This is a genomic window from Arthrobacter sp. UYCu512 (assembly GCF_040547075.1).
Taxonomy (GTDB): Bacteria; Actinomycetota; Actinomycetes; order Actinomycetales; family Micrococcaceae; genus Arthrobacter.
In genome coordinates, this window is record NZ_JBEPPA010000010.1 from 64,565 (window position 1) to 78,873 (window position 14,309).

The following is a 14,309-nucleotide window of genomic DNA, read 5'->3' on the forward strand; positions in this document are numbered from 1 at the left end:
AGATGATTGCATTTACCGCGGCGGAAATCGCCGAAATAACCAACGGCCGGCTAGCCGCCGAACCGGGCGTTACTCCCGGTTCGGTCGTAACCGACTCCCGCGAAGCCACCCCGGGTTCCCTCTACGTGGCCAAACCGGGGGAGACTGCCGACGGCCACGACTTCGTCGCCGCGGCTTTCGAACGCGGCGCCGTGCTGGCCCTCGTCGAGCATGATGTCACGGACGACGCCGGGCGCACCTACCCCGCCGTTGTGGTCCAGGACTCGGTCCTGGCGATGGGTGCCCTCGCCGCGGAGGCCGTCCGACGGATCCGTGCAGGCCGTGCCGCCAACGGCGAGCCGCTGACCGTGATTGGCATCACCGGTTCCGCCGGCAAAACCACGACCAAGGACCTGCTGGCCGGTATCCTCGGCGCGGAAGGCAGCACTGTTGCCCCGCAGGGTTCCTACAACGGCGAAGTCGGGGTGCCACTGACCGTCTTCAAAGCCGGTCCCGACACCCGCTTCCTCGTCATCGAGATGGGCGCCACGGGCGTGGGGCACATCAGCTACCTCGCCGGGATGGTCCGGCCCGACATCGGCGTGGTGCTCGGTGTTGGCACCGCCCACGCGGGCGAATTCGGCGGCGTGGAAAACATCGCCATCGCCAAGGGCGAGCTTGTCGAGGCCCTGCCGGCCGGCGGCACCGCAGTCCTGAACCTGGACGACGCCCGTGTTGCCGCCATGGCCGCCCGCACCCGGGCCGCGGTGCTGGGCTTCTCTGCCGCTCCGGCCAGCGCCGGCCTGTCAGGCGAAGCCGGGACCGGGCCTGCCGGGGCAGAATGCGTCCGCGCCGAGGGGATCGAGTTGAATTCCGGCGGAAGTCCCGAGTTTGAGGTGCTCTTCCCCGGCGGAACACCGCCGCATCATATTGCGGCGAAGCTTATCGGGGCGCACCACATCGGCAACCTGTTGGCAGCGGCGGCAGCGGCCCACGCAGCCGGTGTCCCCGCCGCGCGGATCGCCGCCTCCCTCAGCTCCCAGACGGCCGCCAGCCGCTGGCGGATGGAACGCACCGAGCGGGCCGACGGCGTCACCGTCATCAACGATGCCTACAACGCCAACCCGGAATCCATGCGTGCCGCGCTGCGGACCCTCGCTGACCTCGGACGGGGCCGCCGCACCTGGGCTGTCCTTGGTGCCATGCTTGAGCTGGGTCCGGATTCGATCCGCGAGCACATGGCAGTCGGCACGCAGGTGGTCCGGCTCAACATCTCCCGCCTGCTCGTTGTGGGCCGGGAAGCACGTTCGCTCTACGTCTCTGCCGTCAATGAGGGGTCCTGGGGCAACGAGTGCGTTTTTGCCGAAACAGCCGACGAGGCCTACGAACTGCTGCAGGCCGAGCTGGAGCCCGGTGACCTGGTGCTGTTCAAGTCGTCCAACAGCATCGGCCTGAGACACTTGGGGGATCGGATAGCATTGCCTCTTCAGGCCCCCGGTACCGTTTCCGGTGCGGCTGGGGGATCGGCTGCCGTGAGCGCAGCCGGAGATACTGCCGGAACCGCCACTGAAGGGAGTGCGCTGCCGTGATTGCACTGCTGATGGGCACCGGACTGGCCCTGCTGTTTGCCTTCCTGGGAACCCCGCTGTTTATCCGTTTCCTGGTCCGGAAGAGCTACGGACAATTCATCCGAGATGACGGGCCCACCTCGCACCACACCAAGCGCGGCACCCCGACGATGGGAGGCACTGTCGTCGTTCTCGCAGTGCTTGCGAGCTACGCCGTCACCCACCTCGTGATGTGGCTGATGAACCCGGCGTCGCCGGGACCCACCGCGTCGTCGCTGCTGCTGCTGTTCCTGATGGTCGGGATGGGGCTCGTCGGTTTCCTGGATGACTTCATCAAAATCTCCAAACAGCGAAGCCTGGGCCTCAATGCCAAGGCCAAACTCATCCTGCAGGCCGCCGTGGGCATCATTTTCGCCGTCCTTGCCCTGCAGTTCCCGGACGAAAACGGCGTGACACCGGCGTCGTACCAGATCTCGCTGGTCCGCGATATCCCATGGCTGAACCTCGCCTTCGCCGGTACGATCGTCGGAGCCATTCTCTTTGTGTTGTGGTCGAACCTGATCATCACCGCCGCCACCAACGGCGTGAACCTGACGGACGGCCTCGACGGCCTCGCCGCAGGGGCATCCATTATGGTCTTTGGTGCCTACACGCTGATGGGGATCTGGCAAAGCAATCAGGCCTGCGGCTCGCCACGGCAGGCCGGTGCCGGCTGTTACAGCGTCCGGGACCCGCTGGACCTGGCCCTGCTTGCCGCCATCCTCAGCGGGGCGCTGGTCGGATTCCTGTGGTGGAACACCTCGCCGGCAAAGATCTTTATGGGGGACACGGGGTCACTGGCCATCGGCGGTGCCGTCGCCGGCCTCGCCATCCTGTCCCGGACCGAGCTGCTGCTCGCCTTCATCGGCGGCTTGTTCGTCCTGATTACCCTTTCGGTGATCATCCAGGTCGGCTACTTCAAAATCACCAAGGGTAAAAGATTCTTCAAGATGGCACCGCTCCAGCATCACTTTGAGCTCAAAGGCTGGGCCGAGGTCACGGTCGTCGTCCGCTTCTGGATCCTCTGCGGGCTTTTCGTCGCCGCGGGCCTGGGCATCTTCTACGCCGAATGGGTGGTACTGCTGTGACTGGTCCGATCCCCGCGCCGCTCACGAGCTCGCCCCGGCTCCAGGACCTGGTCAGCTGGGACTCCGCCTGGGCCGGATTGCGCGTAGTCGTCACGGGCATCGGGGTCTCCGGCTTCGCTGCCGCCGACACGCTGATAGAACTCGGCGCCCGTGTGGTGGTGGTCGACGCCGCCACCGGGCCCACGGCACGGGCCCAGGCGGACACCCTGCGGATCGTTGGTGCGGCCGATGTCCTGCTGGGCGAGGACGCCGTTGAGTCCGTCCCCCGCATTGACGGAGCCACTCCGGACCTGATTGTCACCTCCCCGGGCTGGCGGCCGGACCAGGCGTTGCTCGCCGCCGCGGCGCGGGCCCACATCCCGGTCTGGGGCGACGTCGAACTGGCCTGGCGGCTGCGCGTGCGCAATGGACGCAAGACGGCCGACTGGCTCACCATCACCGGGACCAACGGCAAGACCACCACCGTCGGGCTGACCGAGTCGATGCTCCAGGCGGCGGGGCTGAAGGCCATCGCCGTCGGCAACGTCGGCACACCGATCCTGGATGCGCTGCGCGATCCTGTCGATTACGACGTTTTCGCCGTTGAACTTTCCAGCTTCCAGCTGCACTGGAGCCACTCCGTCTCCCCGCTGGCAAGCGTCTGCCTCAACGTCGCCGAGGACCACGTCGACTGGCACGGCTCCTATGCGTCCTACCTGGCGGACAAGGCCAAAGTCTACGAAAACACCCAAAAAGCCTGCATCTACAATGCCGAGCAGATCGAAACCGAGCGAATGGTCGAGGACGCCGACGTCGTCGAAGGGTGCCGTGCGGTGGCCTTCACCACCGTCACGCCGGCGGTCAGTATGCTCGGTGTGGTCGAAGGACTCCTCGTGGACCGCGCCTTCATCGCAGAGCGCAAGGACAGCGCGGCCGAACTGGCGTCCGTATCGGACCTCGGACCCGTGGCTCCGCGGCACATGGTGGCCAATGCCCTGGCCGCGGCAGCGCTGGTCCGGGCTTATGGCGTCGAGCCTGCGGCCGTCCGCGAAGGCCTGCGCAACTTCCTCCCGGGGGACCACCGCATCCAACTCGTCGCCCGGGACCACGGAGTTCTCTGGGTCAATGACTCTAAGGCCACCAACCCGCATGCCGCGGCCGCGTCGCTCTCAGCGTTCGATAACGTGGTCTGGATAGCGGGCGGCCTTTCCAAAGGCGTGAACTATGAACCGCTGATCCAGGCCCACGCCAAGCGGCTCAAGGCAGTGGTTCTGATCGGGGCAGACTCCAGCGATCTGCGCTCCGCGCTCCGGCGACACGCACCCGATGTCCCGGTGATCAGCGCCGGGAAGGGTGAAACTGAAGACGTGCAGACTGCCGGACCGGCCGACGCCGCAGCAGGACCTTCACCGATTTTCGGCGAGACTGTGATGGCACAGGCCGTAGCATCGGCGGCGCAGCTGGCCACCTCCGGGGACACTGTGCTCCTGGCTCCGGCAGCTGCATCCATGGATCAGTTCTCTTCCTACGCTCACCGTGGCGACGCCTTCCTCGAAGCTGTCCGCGAGCTCGTGGAAGGGCAGGCTCAGACCAGCGAGGAGTAACAATGGTCAGCACGCCCACACGTCACCCGGCGGCCGCAACGGCCGCTCGACAACAACCCGCCGCCAAGGCACCGAACAAGCCTGGGAAATCAGGCTTGCCATCAGGCCTCCGCAGGGTCCGAAGCTGGTACCGGGGGTTTTGGTCCGCGCTGGAAGGAACCGGGAAGTCGCGCAACGGCTCCACGTATTACCTGATCCTCGGTTCCACCCTGGCGCTCACGGCAATCGGCATCCTGATGGTGCTCTCCGCCTCCAGCGTCGAGGCGATCGCTGCCGGGGAATCGCCCTACACTGCGGCCCTCAAACAGGGGCTGTTCGCCGGAATTGGGCTGTTCGCCATGTTCCTGCTGTCGCGGGTAAACGTGGTGTGGCTCAAACGCGGAGCCTGGATGGCCATCATTGTTGCCCTCGTGCTGCTGGTGCTGGTGCTTCTCGTGGGACGCAGCGCCCTCGGTAACCAGAACTGGATCGACGTCGGGCCCTTCACCTTTCAGCCCTCCGAGGCGGCCAAACTGGCGCTGGCGCTGTGGATGGCAACGGTGCTGGACCGCAAAGCCAAGCTGCTGTCCCGGGCCAGGCACGCCCTCGTCCCCGTGGTGCTTCCCGGCGCCGCCGGAGTGATCGGGCTCATTTTGATGGGTAACGACCTGGGCACCGCCATGATCGTGATGATGATCACGGCTGCCGCCTTGTTCTTCGCCGGAGTGCGGCTCTACCTGTTCGGCATCGCCGGTGTTGTCCTCGCCGCCGGCACCGCTGTCCTGGCGATCACCAGCCCCAACCGTGTCTGCCGCATCCTGTCCTGGACCGGGCAGACGTGCGCGGACGGATCCAATGTGAACTACCAGTCCACCAACGGCCTGTACGGGCTTGCCTCCGGAGGCTGGTTCGGGGTGGGCCTGGGCCAAAGCCGGCAGAAGTACAGCTGGATTCCGGAGGCCCACAACGACTTCATCTTCGCCATCATCGGCGAGGAGCTTGGGCTGGTCGGAACCCTGGTGGTGCTGGTGCTCTTCGCCATTCTCGGCACCGCCATCTACCGCGTCGTTGCCGCCCAGACGGCCATGTTCCACCGCGTCCTGGCCGGTACCATCATGGTTTGGCTGCTGGGCCAGGCCACCGTCAACATGGCTGTGGTCACCGGCCTGGCGCCGGTCGTTGGCATCCCGCTTCCCTTTATTTCCTACGGCGGTTCGGCGCTTCTGATGTCACTGTGCGCGATCGGCGTTGTGTTGTCCCTGGCCCGCGCGCAGATGGCGCCCGGGCTGCAGCCGGAGCGGCTGTTCCGGTTCGGCCCCGCCACGCTGGCGGCCTCCCTGCGGAAGCGGGTCGCCGCGCGAGGCGGCGCCGCACGCACCCTCCGGCCCGCCGCCCGGACTCCGGTCCCGGATCGTTCCCGGACCGGAAAGACTCCTGCCGCAATACCTGCCGCCGGAAAGACTCCTGCCGCAATACCTGCCGCCGGAAAGACTCCTGCCGCCGGAAAAGCCGGTACCAGGATCCCCTCACCCAGCAATCCCGCACGAAAGCGTAAATAAGCCGCCATGAGCACCGAGTCGTTATTGTCCGTTGTCCTCGCCGGCGGCGGAACAGCAGGGCACATCAGTCCGCTGCTGGCCATCGCCAACGCACTGCGGCAGGCCCGCCCCGGAGTCCGGCTCCTGGCGGTCGGAACCCCCGGCGGAATGGAAGCCACGCTGGTCCCGGCCGCGGGACTGGACCTTGCCACCATCAGCAGGGTTCCTTTCCCGCGCAGGCCCTCACTGGAGCTGTTGCGGCTGCCCGCCCGGCTGGCGGGTGCCGTGAAGCAGGCCGGCGCCATCCTCGATGCGGCCGGTGCCGATGTCCTGGTCGGTGTTGGGGGCTACGTCTGCACCCCGATGTACATCGCCGCCTGGCGCCGGAAGATCCCCATCGTGATCCACGAGGCGAACACCCGGCCCGGTCTGGCAAACCGGGTGGGTGCCCGGCTGGGCGGACACGTTGCCGTGGCGTTTGCCGGCACCAAACTGGGTGCCTCGCAGCACGTTGGCATGCCGATGCGCGAGGAAATTTCCGGGCTGGACCGGTCAGCAGCCAGGACCGCTGCCCGGGTAGCCCTCGGCCTTGAGCCGGACCTTCCGGCACTGGTTGTCACCGGCGGCTCCTCGGGGGCCCAAAGTATCAACCGCACCATTGCCGCCTCGCTCGGGCTCCTGGCCGGGGCCGGCATTCAGACCCTGCACATCACCGGTCGCGGCAAGGCCGTCCACGACGCCGACGGCCGGCCGCTCGTTGCCCCCGGGTACCACCAGCGCGAATACGTGGACGGCATGGAAACGGTTTACGCGGCAGCAGACCTGCTCCTGGCGCGCTCCGGTGCCGCGACGGTGAGCGAGGCTGCCGCCGTCGGGCTTCCCGCCGTTTTTGTTCCGCTGCCGATCGGCAACGGGGAACAGGCGCTTAACGCCGCCGGGCTCGTGGACGCCGGTGGCGCCCTGCTCGTGGCGGACAGCACATTCTCCCCTGACTGGGTCCGCGATCACATCGTCCCGCTGCTCCAGGACCGGGACCGGCTGGCCCGGATGGCAGCCAGCGCTGAAAAGCTCGGCATTCGGGATGCTGACCGGCGGATGGCCGATCTCGTCCTGGGATCGGCCGCAGCGTGAACGACATGCCACGGAGCGCCATGCCATCCCGAAGCAGCAAAGCAGGAAGCGATAGAGGAATGACCCAGCCAGAACGTCAGCACGTACCCGGGCCCGCCAGCACAGGGGAGTCCCTTGGCCGCATCCACTTCATCGGCATCGGCGGCGTCGGAATGTCGGCTGTGGCCCGAATTATGGTGGCCCGCGGACTGCCGGTCAGCGGCTCCGACGCGAAAGACCTGCCGGTGATGGCGGACCTGGCCGCGGCCGGGGCCAGGATCTGCGTCGGCTATCACGCCGCTAACCTCGGCGACGCTCAAAGCGTCGTCGCCGGCTCGGCGATCCGCCCGGATAACCCGGAGCTGACCGCCGCCCGGGCTGCCGGATTGCCTGTGCTGCACCGCTCCGAGGCACTGGCCGCGGCCATGGCGCAGGACACCGCCGTGACCGTCGCCGGGACACACGGAAAGTCCACCACGACGTCGATGATCGCCGTTCTCCTGCAGGGCGCAGGCCTGGACCCGTCCTTCGCCATCGGTGCGAACGTTCCGGCGCTGGGAGTTAACGCCGCCAGCGGCAGCACACCGATCTTCGTCGCCGAAGCCGACGAATCCGACGGTTCCTTCCTGAATTACCGTCCGCAGATCGCAGTCGTGACCAACGTTGAACCGGACCATCTGGACTACTACGGCACCGCCGAGGCCGTCTACGCCTCCTTCGACCGCTTCACCGCACTGCTCCCGGCAGACGGGGTGCTGATCGCCTGCGCTGACGACGCCGGCGCCCGGGCGCTGGCCCGGCGAACCCTCGAGCGCGGCAACACCCGCGTTGTGCTTTACGGCACCAGCGTCGACGCCGGGATCATGCTCCACGACGGCGGTCCGGGCGATGTGTCGATCACCACCGACGCCGGACGCTTTCCGCTCGATCTGCACGTTCCCGGGCGGCACAACGCCCTCAACGCGGCGGCCGCGTTCGCCGTTGCGCTGGAACTCGGCGTGGAGCCAGGTCGCGCCGCCGCCGCCCTGACCCACTTCACCGGGGCGTCCCGGCGTTTCGAATTCAAGGGCGCGGGCCGCGGTGTAAGGGTCTACGACGACTATGCCCACCACCCCACCGAAGTGCGGGCAGCCCTGTCCGCAGCGCGCTCCGTGGCGGGCGGCCACAAACTCCACGTCCTCTTCCAGCCGCACCTGTTTTCCCGGACCCGGGAATTCGCCGGAGAGTTCGCGGCAGCGCTCAACGCCGCCGACACCGCACTGGTACTTGATATCTACCCCGCCCGGGAAGATCCGATCCCGGGCGTCAGCAGCCAGCTGATCGCCGCGCACCTTGGTGCCGGCGGCCGGCTCATCGGACCGGGCGATGAGGCCGTGCGGTCAGTGCTGGCCGCCGCGGCGCCGGGGGACATTGTGCTTACGGTCGGCGCAGGCGACGTTACCGCCTACGGGCCGATGATTGTCGCAGCCCTGAACGACCCCACCCCGCACGACCCCACCCTGAACAAGGGCACCCCGCACGAGGGACTGCCGGGCGGCGGTGGCCAAGGTGCCTAGCAGCCGCAGGCCCGGCTACCGGGCGGCTGGACCACGGGCCCCGGGGACCCGCGGGGATTCAGCGCCGGAGGACGCTATCTCGGCTACTAAGGACGGGACAGCAATCCGTGCCGCGACCCCCCGGCCGGCTCCGGATAACGTGCTGTCCTTTCCCGAACCCAAGGCCAAACGCCGGCTGCGCATCCTGCTGGCTACCATTGGGATCCTGGCCGTTCTGACCGCCGGGATCCTTGCCATTGCTGTCTACTCTCCGGTGCTGGCGGTTCGGACGGTCACCGTCGAGGGCACCAAACTGCTGACGGCGGACCAGATCCGAACGGCGCTCGCTCCGCTGGAAGGCAAGCCGCTGCCGCAGATCAGCGACGGCGACGTCACAGCCCTGCTGCAGCCCCTCGTGCAGGTTAAGAGCGTCAGCACCCAGGCCCGCCCGCCGTCGACGCTTCAGGTCAGGGTAACCGAACGCGTACCGGTTGCCCTCGTTAAGCAGGGTGAGGTCCACCAGCTCGTGGACGAGGACGGCGTGAAGCTCAGCGACACCGCCGACCCGGCCGCAATCCCGCTTCCTGTCATCGACGGCGGCAACGGCACGCTGCCCAAGGACCTGTTCCAGGCCATCACCGGTGTCCTCGGGGCGCTGCCGGCCGACGTGCTCGGACGGCTCTCCAGTGCCTCGGCGAAGTCCGTGGACGCCGTCGAACTTAAGCTTGTGGACGGACAGACGATTGTCTGGGGCAATGCGGGGGAGAAGGAGCTAAAGGCGCGGGTCCTCGAAGCCCTGCTGAAGGCCCCCGCCGACCCGAAGAACCCGGTCCGGGTCTACGACGTCAGTGCGCCCCGGCACCCGGTCACCCGGTAGCTGGGAAAAGAGGCTATTTCGCCGCTAATACCGCGACACGCGGGGCCGGTTATTGAATGTCATCTACATAGGAAATAGCGTCACAGCATGAGTTACTTGACATAACTATAACCTTCAACTCGAAGGTTAAGGTTATAAGCTTCAAGTCCGACTCCACCAGTTTTCGCAATAGAACACGAACAAGGGACACGTAACGTGGCAGCTCCGCAGAACTACTTGGCCGTCATCAAGGTCGTCGGCATCGGCGGCGGTGGCGTGAACGCAGTCAACCGCATGATCGAAGTCGGTCTTCGCGGCGTCGAATTCATCGCGGTCAACACCGATGCGCAGGCATTGTTGATGAGCGATGCCGACGTCAAGCTCGACATCGGGCGTGAGTTGACCCGAGGCCTGGGTGCCGGTGCTAACCCGGATGTCGGCCGACAGGCCGCCGAGGACCACGCCGAGGAGATCGAAGAGGTCATCCGCGGCGCGGACATGGTCTTCGTCACCGCCGGCGAAGGTGGCGGCACCGGGACCGGCGGTGCGCCCGTGGTCGCCCGGATCGCCCGCTCGCTCGGCGCGCTGACCATCGGCGTTGTCACCCGGCCCTTCACCTTCGAAGGCCGCCGCCGTGCCGGCTCCGCCGAAGCCGGGATCGACGCCCTCCGCGACGAAGTGGACACGCTGATCGTCATCCCGAACGACCGCCTGCTCTCCATCAGCGACCGCAACGTCTCCGTCCTTGACGCGTTCCGCTCCGCTGACCAGGTGCTGCTTTCCGGTGTCCAGGGCATCACCGACCTGATCACCACCCCGGGCCTGATCAACCTCGACTTCGCCGACGTTAAGTCCGTTATGCAGGGCGCAGGATCCGCGCTGATGGGCATCGGTTCGGCGCGCGGCGAAGACCGTGCGGTCAAGGCTGCAGAGCTCGCCATCGCCTCGCCGCTGCTTGAAGCATCGATCGACGGCGCGCACGGGGTCCTGCTGTCCATTCAGGGCGGCTCGGATCTTGGCCTCTTCGAAATCAACGAAGCTGCCCGCCTGGTCCAGGAAGTTGCCCACCCGGAAGCGAACATCATCTTCGGCGCGGTCATCGACGATGCGCTCGGCGACGAGGCCCGTGTCACCGTCATCGCCGCCGGTTTCGACGATGTCAAGGCCACCTCACCGTCCATGGACCAGTCGCTTCCGCAGTCGGCCCCGCAGCGGCCGGCGGCCCCGGCAGCGGCCCCGGTCCAGGCACCGTCCTCGGCCCACGTGCAGCCGCTGCACGCCACGGTTGGCGCTTCCGGTTACGGCGGCTGGGGGCAGCAGCGTCCGTCTGCGGTCCCGGCCGACTCCGGCTTCGACGCCGACCTTCCTTCAGTTGTGGAGCCGGACATGTCCGGCCGTCACTCCGATGATCTGGATGTCCCTGACTTCCTCAAGTAAGTCCTGAAGCACCGTGGCACTGCCTGATGGCAGTGCCACGGTGCTTTCTCTTAGGATCGTAGTTCTGCAAACAAGTTTGGGCGGTGGTCTGGGTGTTCTCCTGGCGGGCGGAAGTCCGGCCCGGCGTTTGGGTGGCCTTCACCGACGCCGCTGCCGGCAACCTGGCGCTCCATGTCGGTGATGATGCGACCGAAGTGGCCCGTCGTCGGCGGGCCCTCGAGTCGGCGCTGGAACTCGGCGGCCGGCGTTTCCAGTACATGAACCAGGTCCACGGCAATGACGTCGCCGTCGTTGGCGCGGCCGCGGGCGGCCCGGGCGGAGCTCCGGCTGCCGGTGGCCCGACGGCCGATGCCCTGGTGTCCCTCGGGGACCCGCTCGCCGTGCTGGTGGCCGATTGTGTGCCGGTCGTCCTGGTCGGGGAACGGGCCGGTGGCCCGGACCCCGTTCTGGCAGTCGTCCACGCGGGCCGTCCGGGCGTCGCCTCCGGAATTGTCCCCGTGGCCGTCGCACGTATGCGGGAGTTGGGTGCGTCGGCACTCCGGGCCTGGATCGGTCCGTCCGTCTGCGGGCGGTGCTACGAGGTGCCCGCGCGGATGCGCGACGACGTTGCCTCCCTGGTGCCCGCGGCCCGTTGCACCACTTCCCGCGGCACCCCTGGACTGGACCTGCCGGCTGCCGTGCACAGCCAGTTGCGCGATGCCGGAGTCACAGTTGAATACTCCGGCGCCTGCACCCTGGAGGACACAAAGCTTTTCTCCTACCGCCGTGACCAGGACACCGGACGTTTCGCCGGGCTCGTGTGGACCCACGCCGCGGCGGTCCCGGATGAATAATCAGCTGCGCGGCGGCGCCGATGAACCGCTGGCGGAACAGGACCCCGACGGCGGCCTGCCCGATGCCCGGCTGGAACAGCTCAGGGAGCGGCTCACCGCCGTCCGGCAGCGCATCGACACTGCCGTTGCGGCCGCCGGACGGCAGGAGCGCCCGCCCCAGCTGATCGTGGTCACCAAGTTCCATCCCGCCGAGGATGTCCGGCGGCTCGCCACACTCGGCATCACCGACGTCGGGGAGAACCGGGACCAGGAAGCAGCGGAGAAGTCCGGTGCGCTGCCCGGGCTGGACTTGCGCTGGCACTTTATCGGCCAGCTGCAGAGTAACAAGGCCAAGTCGGTCGTGAAGTACGCCCACGCGGTGCACTCAGTGGACCGCCCGCAGCTGGCCGGAGCCCTGGCCAAGGCCATGTCCGCACAGCAGGAACTGACGGGGCGCCCGCCGCTGGAGTGCTTCATCCAGGTCAGTCTCGACGGCGACGCCGGCGGACGCCGGGGTGGCGCCCTGCCGGCCGAGATCCCGGCGTTGGCCGCGCAGCTGGCGGGGGCAGCGGGACTCCACCTGGCCGGCGTAATGGCAGTGGCCCCCTTCGGCGAGGATCCGGTCCCGGCATTTGAAAAGCTCGCGGAGCTCTCCGCCCGGCTGACCGCCGTCCACCCCGGGGCCACGGGTATTTCCGCAGGCATGAGCCAGGACCTTGAGGCGGCCATCCGGTTCGGGGCGACACACCTTCGCGTTGGCTCCGATATTCTCGGTCCGCGTCCGGCGTTGCGGTAAGTTCAACGTATTGGAAGGTAACGGCGGGAATTCCAAGGCTGCTAAGTCATTGATCGGCCCGCTGACGGACACGATTAGGAGTCGACCATGGCCGGCGCTCTGCGCAAGACAATGATCTATCTTGGGCTCGCTGATGGCGACGAACACTATGAGTCCGAGCACCAAACATCGCACAAGGATGAGGACGATTCCATGGAGCACGACCGCGAGGAACGCCGTGCACCGGCGCCCGTCCGCGAGGCACCCAGGGACGAGCCCTACGCCGCTGAAGAGGAATACCGCGCACCTGTGACACCCATCAAGCGAGCGGCGTCGAGCCGCGAAGAGCACACCGGACTCCGCCAGATCACTACGATCCATCCGCGGTCCTACAACGACGCCAAACTCATCGGTGAAAGCTTCCGTGATGGCATCCCCGTCATCATGAACGTCACCGACATGGGCGAAGCGGACGCCAAGCGCCTGGTCGACTTCTCCGCCGGACTGGTGTTCGGCCTGCGCGGCAGCATCGAGCGCGTGACGAACAAAGTCTTCCTGCTCTCGCCGTCGTACGTCGAAGTGATTGGCGACGACAAAAAGGTCAGCGAGACCCAGGCAAGCTTCTTCAACCAGAGCTAGTTCCGGATTCTTTTGAAGGATGCCAGGCGGGGACACCTCGTCTGGCATCCTTGCTGCACGATCCGTGTTGAAATAGAGGCGGAACTATCAGGCGGACACTGCGGTATCCGGAATGAACATGGAGATATGAGCTAACTCATGGGAATTGTTTTCGGACTTGTCTATATCGCCTTGCTGTTGTTCCTGGTGGCGCTCATCATCCGCCTGGTGTTCGACTGGGTGCAGATGTTCGCACGGGGCTGGCGGCCCCGCGGCGCGGCTCTTGTGGCAGCTCACGCTGTGTATTCGGTCACAGACCGTCCGTTGAAACTGCTGCGGCGTCTCATCCCGCCGTTGCGGCTGGGCGGAATCTCGCTGGACCTCGGTTTCCTGCTGATCTTCGTGGCTGTCAGCATTGCCATGGCGTTTGCCAAGTACCTGGTGTTCTCCCAGCCGATCGCAGCCTAGCCCGTTCGTGGCCCGAAACAGATAGAAACTCCGGTTTGACACTGCGGTGTTGAATTAGAGGAACCAGACCATATTTAGGTACCGTAGTTTTTACGGCCGAAAGGCCTACTGACTAACTAGACCAACGAGGTGACCAGATGGCTTTGACGCCAGAAGACGTTGTCAACAAGCGCTTTCAGCCGACCAAGTTCCGCGAAGGCTACGACCAGGATGAAGTTGATGACTTCCTGGACGAAATCGTCGTCGAACTGCGACGCCTGAACCAGGAGAACGACGAGCTGCGCAAGAAGCTCGCCGAACTGGGCGCCGGCACGCCTGCCAGTTCTTCCGCCGCGGCGCCTGTCGTGGAAAAGGTTCCGGCACCGGTCAAGGTCGAGAAAGAAGACGGCGCTAAGGCGGAAGCCGAGGCCAAGGCCGCCGAAGCCGCCAAGGCTGCCGAAGCTGCCGAAGTTGCCAAGAAGAAGGAAACCGAGCAGGCAGCTGCCCCGGCCCGCACCGTCTCAACCCCCGCTGCGGAGTCCGCCGCCGGCCTGCTGGCCATGGCGCAGCAGATGCACGACAAGCACGTCGCCGACGGCGAGCAGCAGCGCGACAAAATCATCGCTGAAGCGCAGATTGAGGCCAGCAGCCTCGTCAACGACGCGCAGGAAAAGTCCCGCAAGATCCTCGGCGCCCTTGAGCAGCAGCGTTCGGTCCTGGAGCGCAAGGTCGAGCAGCTTCGGGGCTTCGAACGCGATTACCGTTCACGCCTGAAGGCCTACATTGAGGGCCAGTTGCGTGACCTCGATGCCCGCGGCTCCGTGGCTGCCCCTGAGGTGGAAGCCAACAGCTAGGACAGTTAGCAAGTATTCTGAAAGCCGGTGGCTGAGGATTCCTCGGCCGCCGGCTTTTGGCATTAACCGCCGGCTCCGGCCGCGGCCGTGA

General features: G+C 66.6%; 13 protein-coding genes. All 13 read left to right on the forward strand.

The genetic code is table 11. The features are described from left to right. The first annotated feature begins 2 nt into the window (after positions 1 to 2). The 13 genes from ABIB49_RS12135 to ABIB49_RS12195 all read left to right on the forward strand — a co-directional run bounded on the left by ABIB49_RS12135 (position 3) and on the right by ABIB49_RS12195 (position 14,218). Entirely contained in the window at positions 3 to 1,568 is a 1,566-nt protein-coding gene (locus ABIB49_RS12135) for a UDP-N-acetylmuramoyl-tripeptide--D-alanyl-D-alanine ligase (RefSeq protein WP_354157116.1), read from the forward strand. Next, positions 1,565 to 2,674, forward strand: a complete 1,110-nt coding sequence (mraY, locus tag ABIB49_RS12140; protein ID WP_253033150.1) for a phospho-N-acetylmuramoyl-pentapeptide-transferase — start codon at positions 1,565 to 1,567, stop codon at positions 2,672 to 2,674. The genes ABIB49_RS12135 and mraY overlap by 4 nt, the downstream gene beginning before the upstream one ends. Further along, complete coding sequence (gene murD / locus ABIB49_RS12145) at positions 2,656 to 4,257, forward strand: UDP-N-acetylmuramoyl-L-alanine--D-glutamate ligase (protein ID WP_283480625.1); 1,602 nt, start codon at positions 2,656 to 2,658, stop codon at positions 4,255 to 4,257. The genes mraY and murD overlap by 19 nt, the downstream gene beginning before the upstream one ends. 2 nt (positions 4,258 to 4,259) lie before the next feature. Beyond that, on the forward strand, positions 4,260 to 5,795 hold the full coding sequence (ftsW, locus tag ABIB49_RS12150; protein ID WP_354157117.1) for a putative lipid II flippase FtsW: 1,536 nt from the start codon (positions 4,260 to 4,262) through the stop codon (positions 5,793 to 5,795). A gap of 6 nt (positions 5,796 to 5,801) precedes the next feature. After that, entirely contained in the window at positions 5,802 to 6,905 is a 1,104-nt protein-coding gene (gene murG / locus ABIB49_RS12155) for an undecaprenyldiphospho-muramoylpentapeptide beta-N-acetylglucosaminyltransferase (protein ID WP_226774310.1), read from the forward strand. Between the two features lie 59 nt (positions 6,906 to 6,964). Continuing rightward, complete coding sequence (murC, locus tag ABIB49_RS12160; RefSeq protein WP_282468114.1) at positions 6,965 to 8,440, forward strand: UDP-N-acetylmuramate--L-alanine ligase; 1,476 nt, start codon at positions 6,965 to 6,967, stop codon at positions 8,438 to 8,440. A 139-nt stretch (positions 8,441 to 8,579) separates the two neighbouring features. Beyond that, positions 8,580 to 9,296 carry a cell division protein FtsQ/DivIB gene (locus tag ABIB49_RS12165; protein WP_309485665.1) on the forward strand — a complete coding sequence of 239 codons (717 nt, stop codon included), beginning with the start codon at positions 8,580 to 8,582 and terminating at the stop codon, positions 9,294 to 9,296. A 195-nt stretch (positions 9,297 to 9,491) separates the two neighbouring features. Next, a complete protein-coding gene (gene ftsZ, locus ABIB49_RS12170; protein ID WP_226773330.1) occupies positions 9,492 to 10,712 on the forward strand; it encodes a cell division protein FtsZ in 1,221 nt (406 codons plus the stop codon). A gap of 92 nt (positions 10,713 to 10,804) precedes the next feature. Then, entirely contained in the window at positions 10,805 to 11,545 is a 741-nt protein-coding gene (locus ABIB49_RS12175) for a purine nucleoside phosphorylase YfiH/LACC1 family protein (RefSeq protein ID WP_226773333.1), read from the forward strand. Beyond that, on the forward strand, positions 11,538 to 12,320 hold the full coding sequence (locus ABIB49_RS12180; RefSeq protein WP_283480628.1) for a YggS family pyridoxal phosphate-dependent enzyme: 783 nt from the start codon (positions 11,538 to 11,540) through the stop codon (positions 12,318 to 12,320). Before ABIB49_RS12175 ends, ABIB49_RS12180 begins: the two co-directional genes overlap by 8 nt. 87 nt (positions 12,321 to 12,407) lie before the next feature. After that, the gene (locus tag ABIB49_RS12185) at positions 12,408 to 12,938 is read left to right on the forward strand and encodes a cell division protein SepF (RefSeq protein WP_226773328.1); all 531 of its coding nucleotides are present in this window, start codon (positions 12,408 to 12,410) and stop codon (positions 12,936 to 12,938) included. A 138-nt stretch (positions 12,939 to 13,076) separates the two neighbouring features. Then, positions 13,077 to 13,385 carry a YggT family protein gene (locus ABIB49_RS12190; protein ID WP_226773327.1) on the forward strand — a complete coding sequence of 103 codons (309 nt, stop codon included), beginning with the start codon at positions 13,077 to 13,079 and terminating at the stop codon, positions 13,383 to 13,385. A 137-nt stretch (positions 13,386 to 13,522) separates the two neighbouring features. Beyond that, positions 13,523 to 14,218, forward strand: coding sequence for a DivIVA domain-containing protein (locus ABIB49_RS12195; protein WP_283480631.1), 696 nt, complete (start codon positions 13,523 to 13,525; stop codon positions 14,216 to 14,218). Positions 14,219 to 14,309 lie beyond the last annotated feature (91 nt).

What these genes read in the sequence shown, in the direction of transcription:
- ABIB49_RS12180 (WP_283480628.1), top strand. Translation starts at nt 11,538, where the DNA reads ATGAATAATCAGCTGCGCGGCGGCGCCGATGAACCGCTGGCGGAACAG.
- ABIB49_RS12135 (WP_354157116.1), top strand. Translation starts at nt 3, where the DNA reads ATGATTGCATTTACCGCGGCGGAAATCGCCGAAATAACCAACGGCCGG.
- ABIB49_RS12195 (WP_283480631.1), top strand. Translation starts at nt 13,523, where the DNA reads ATGGCTTTGACGCCAGAAGACGTTGTCAACAAGCGCTTTCAGCCGACC.
- murG (WP_226774310.1), top strand. Translation starts at nt 5,802, where the DNA reads ATGAGCACCGAGTCGTTATTGTCCGTTGTCCTCGCCGGCGGCGGAACA.
- murC (WP_282468114.1), top strand. Translation starts at nt 6,965, where the DNA reads ATGACCCAGCCAGAACGTCAGCACGTACCCGGGCCCGCCAGCACAGGG.
- murD (WP_283480625.1), top strand. Translation starts at nt 2,656, where the DNA reads ATGGGTGGTACTGCTGTGACTGGTCCGATCCCCGCGCCGCTCACGAGC.
- ABIB49_RS12185 (WP_226773328.1), top strand. Translation starts at nt 12,408, where the DNA reads ATGGCCGGCGCTCTGCGCAAGACAATGATCTATCTTGGGCTCGCTGAT.
- ABIB49_RS12190 (WP_226773327.1), top strand. Translation starts at nt 13,077, where the DNA reads ATGGGAATTGTTTTCGGACTTGTCTATATCGCCTTGCTGTTGTTCCTG.
- ftsW (WP_354157117.1), top strand. Translation starts at nt 4,260, where the DNA reads ATGGTCAGCACGCCCACACGTCACCCGGCGGCCGCAACGGCCGCTCGA.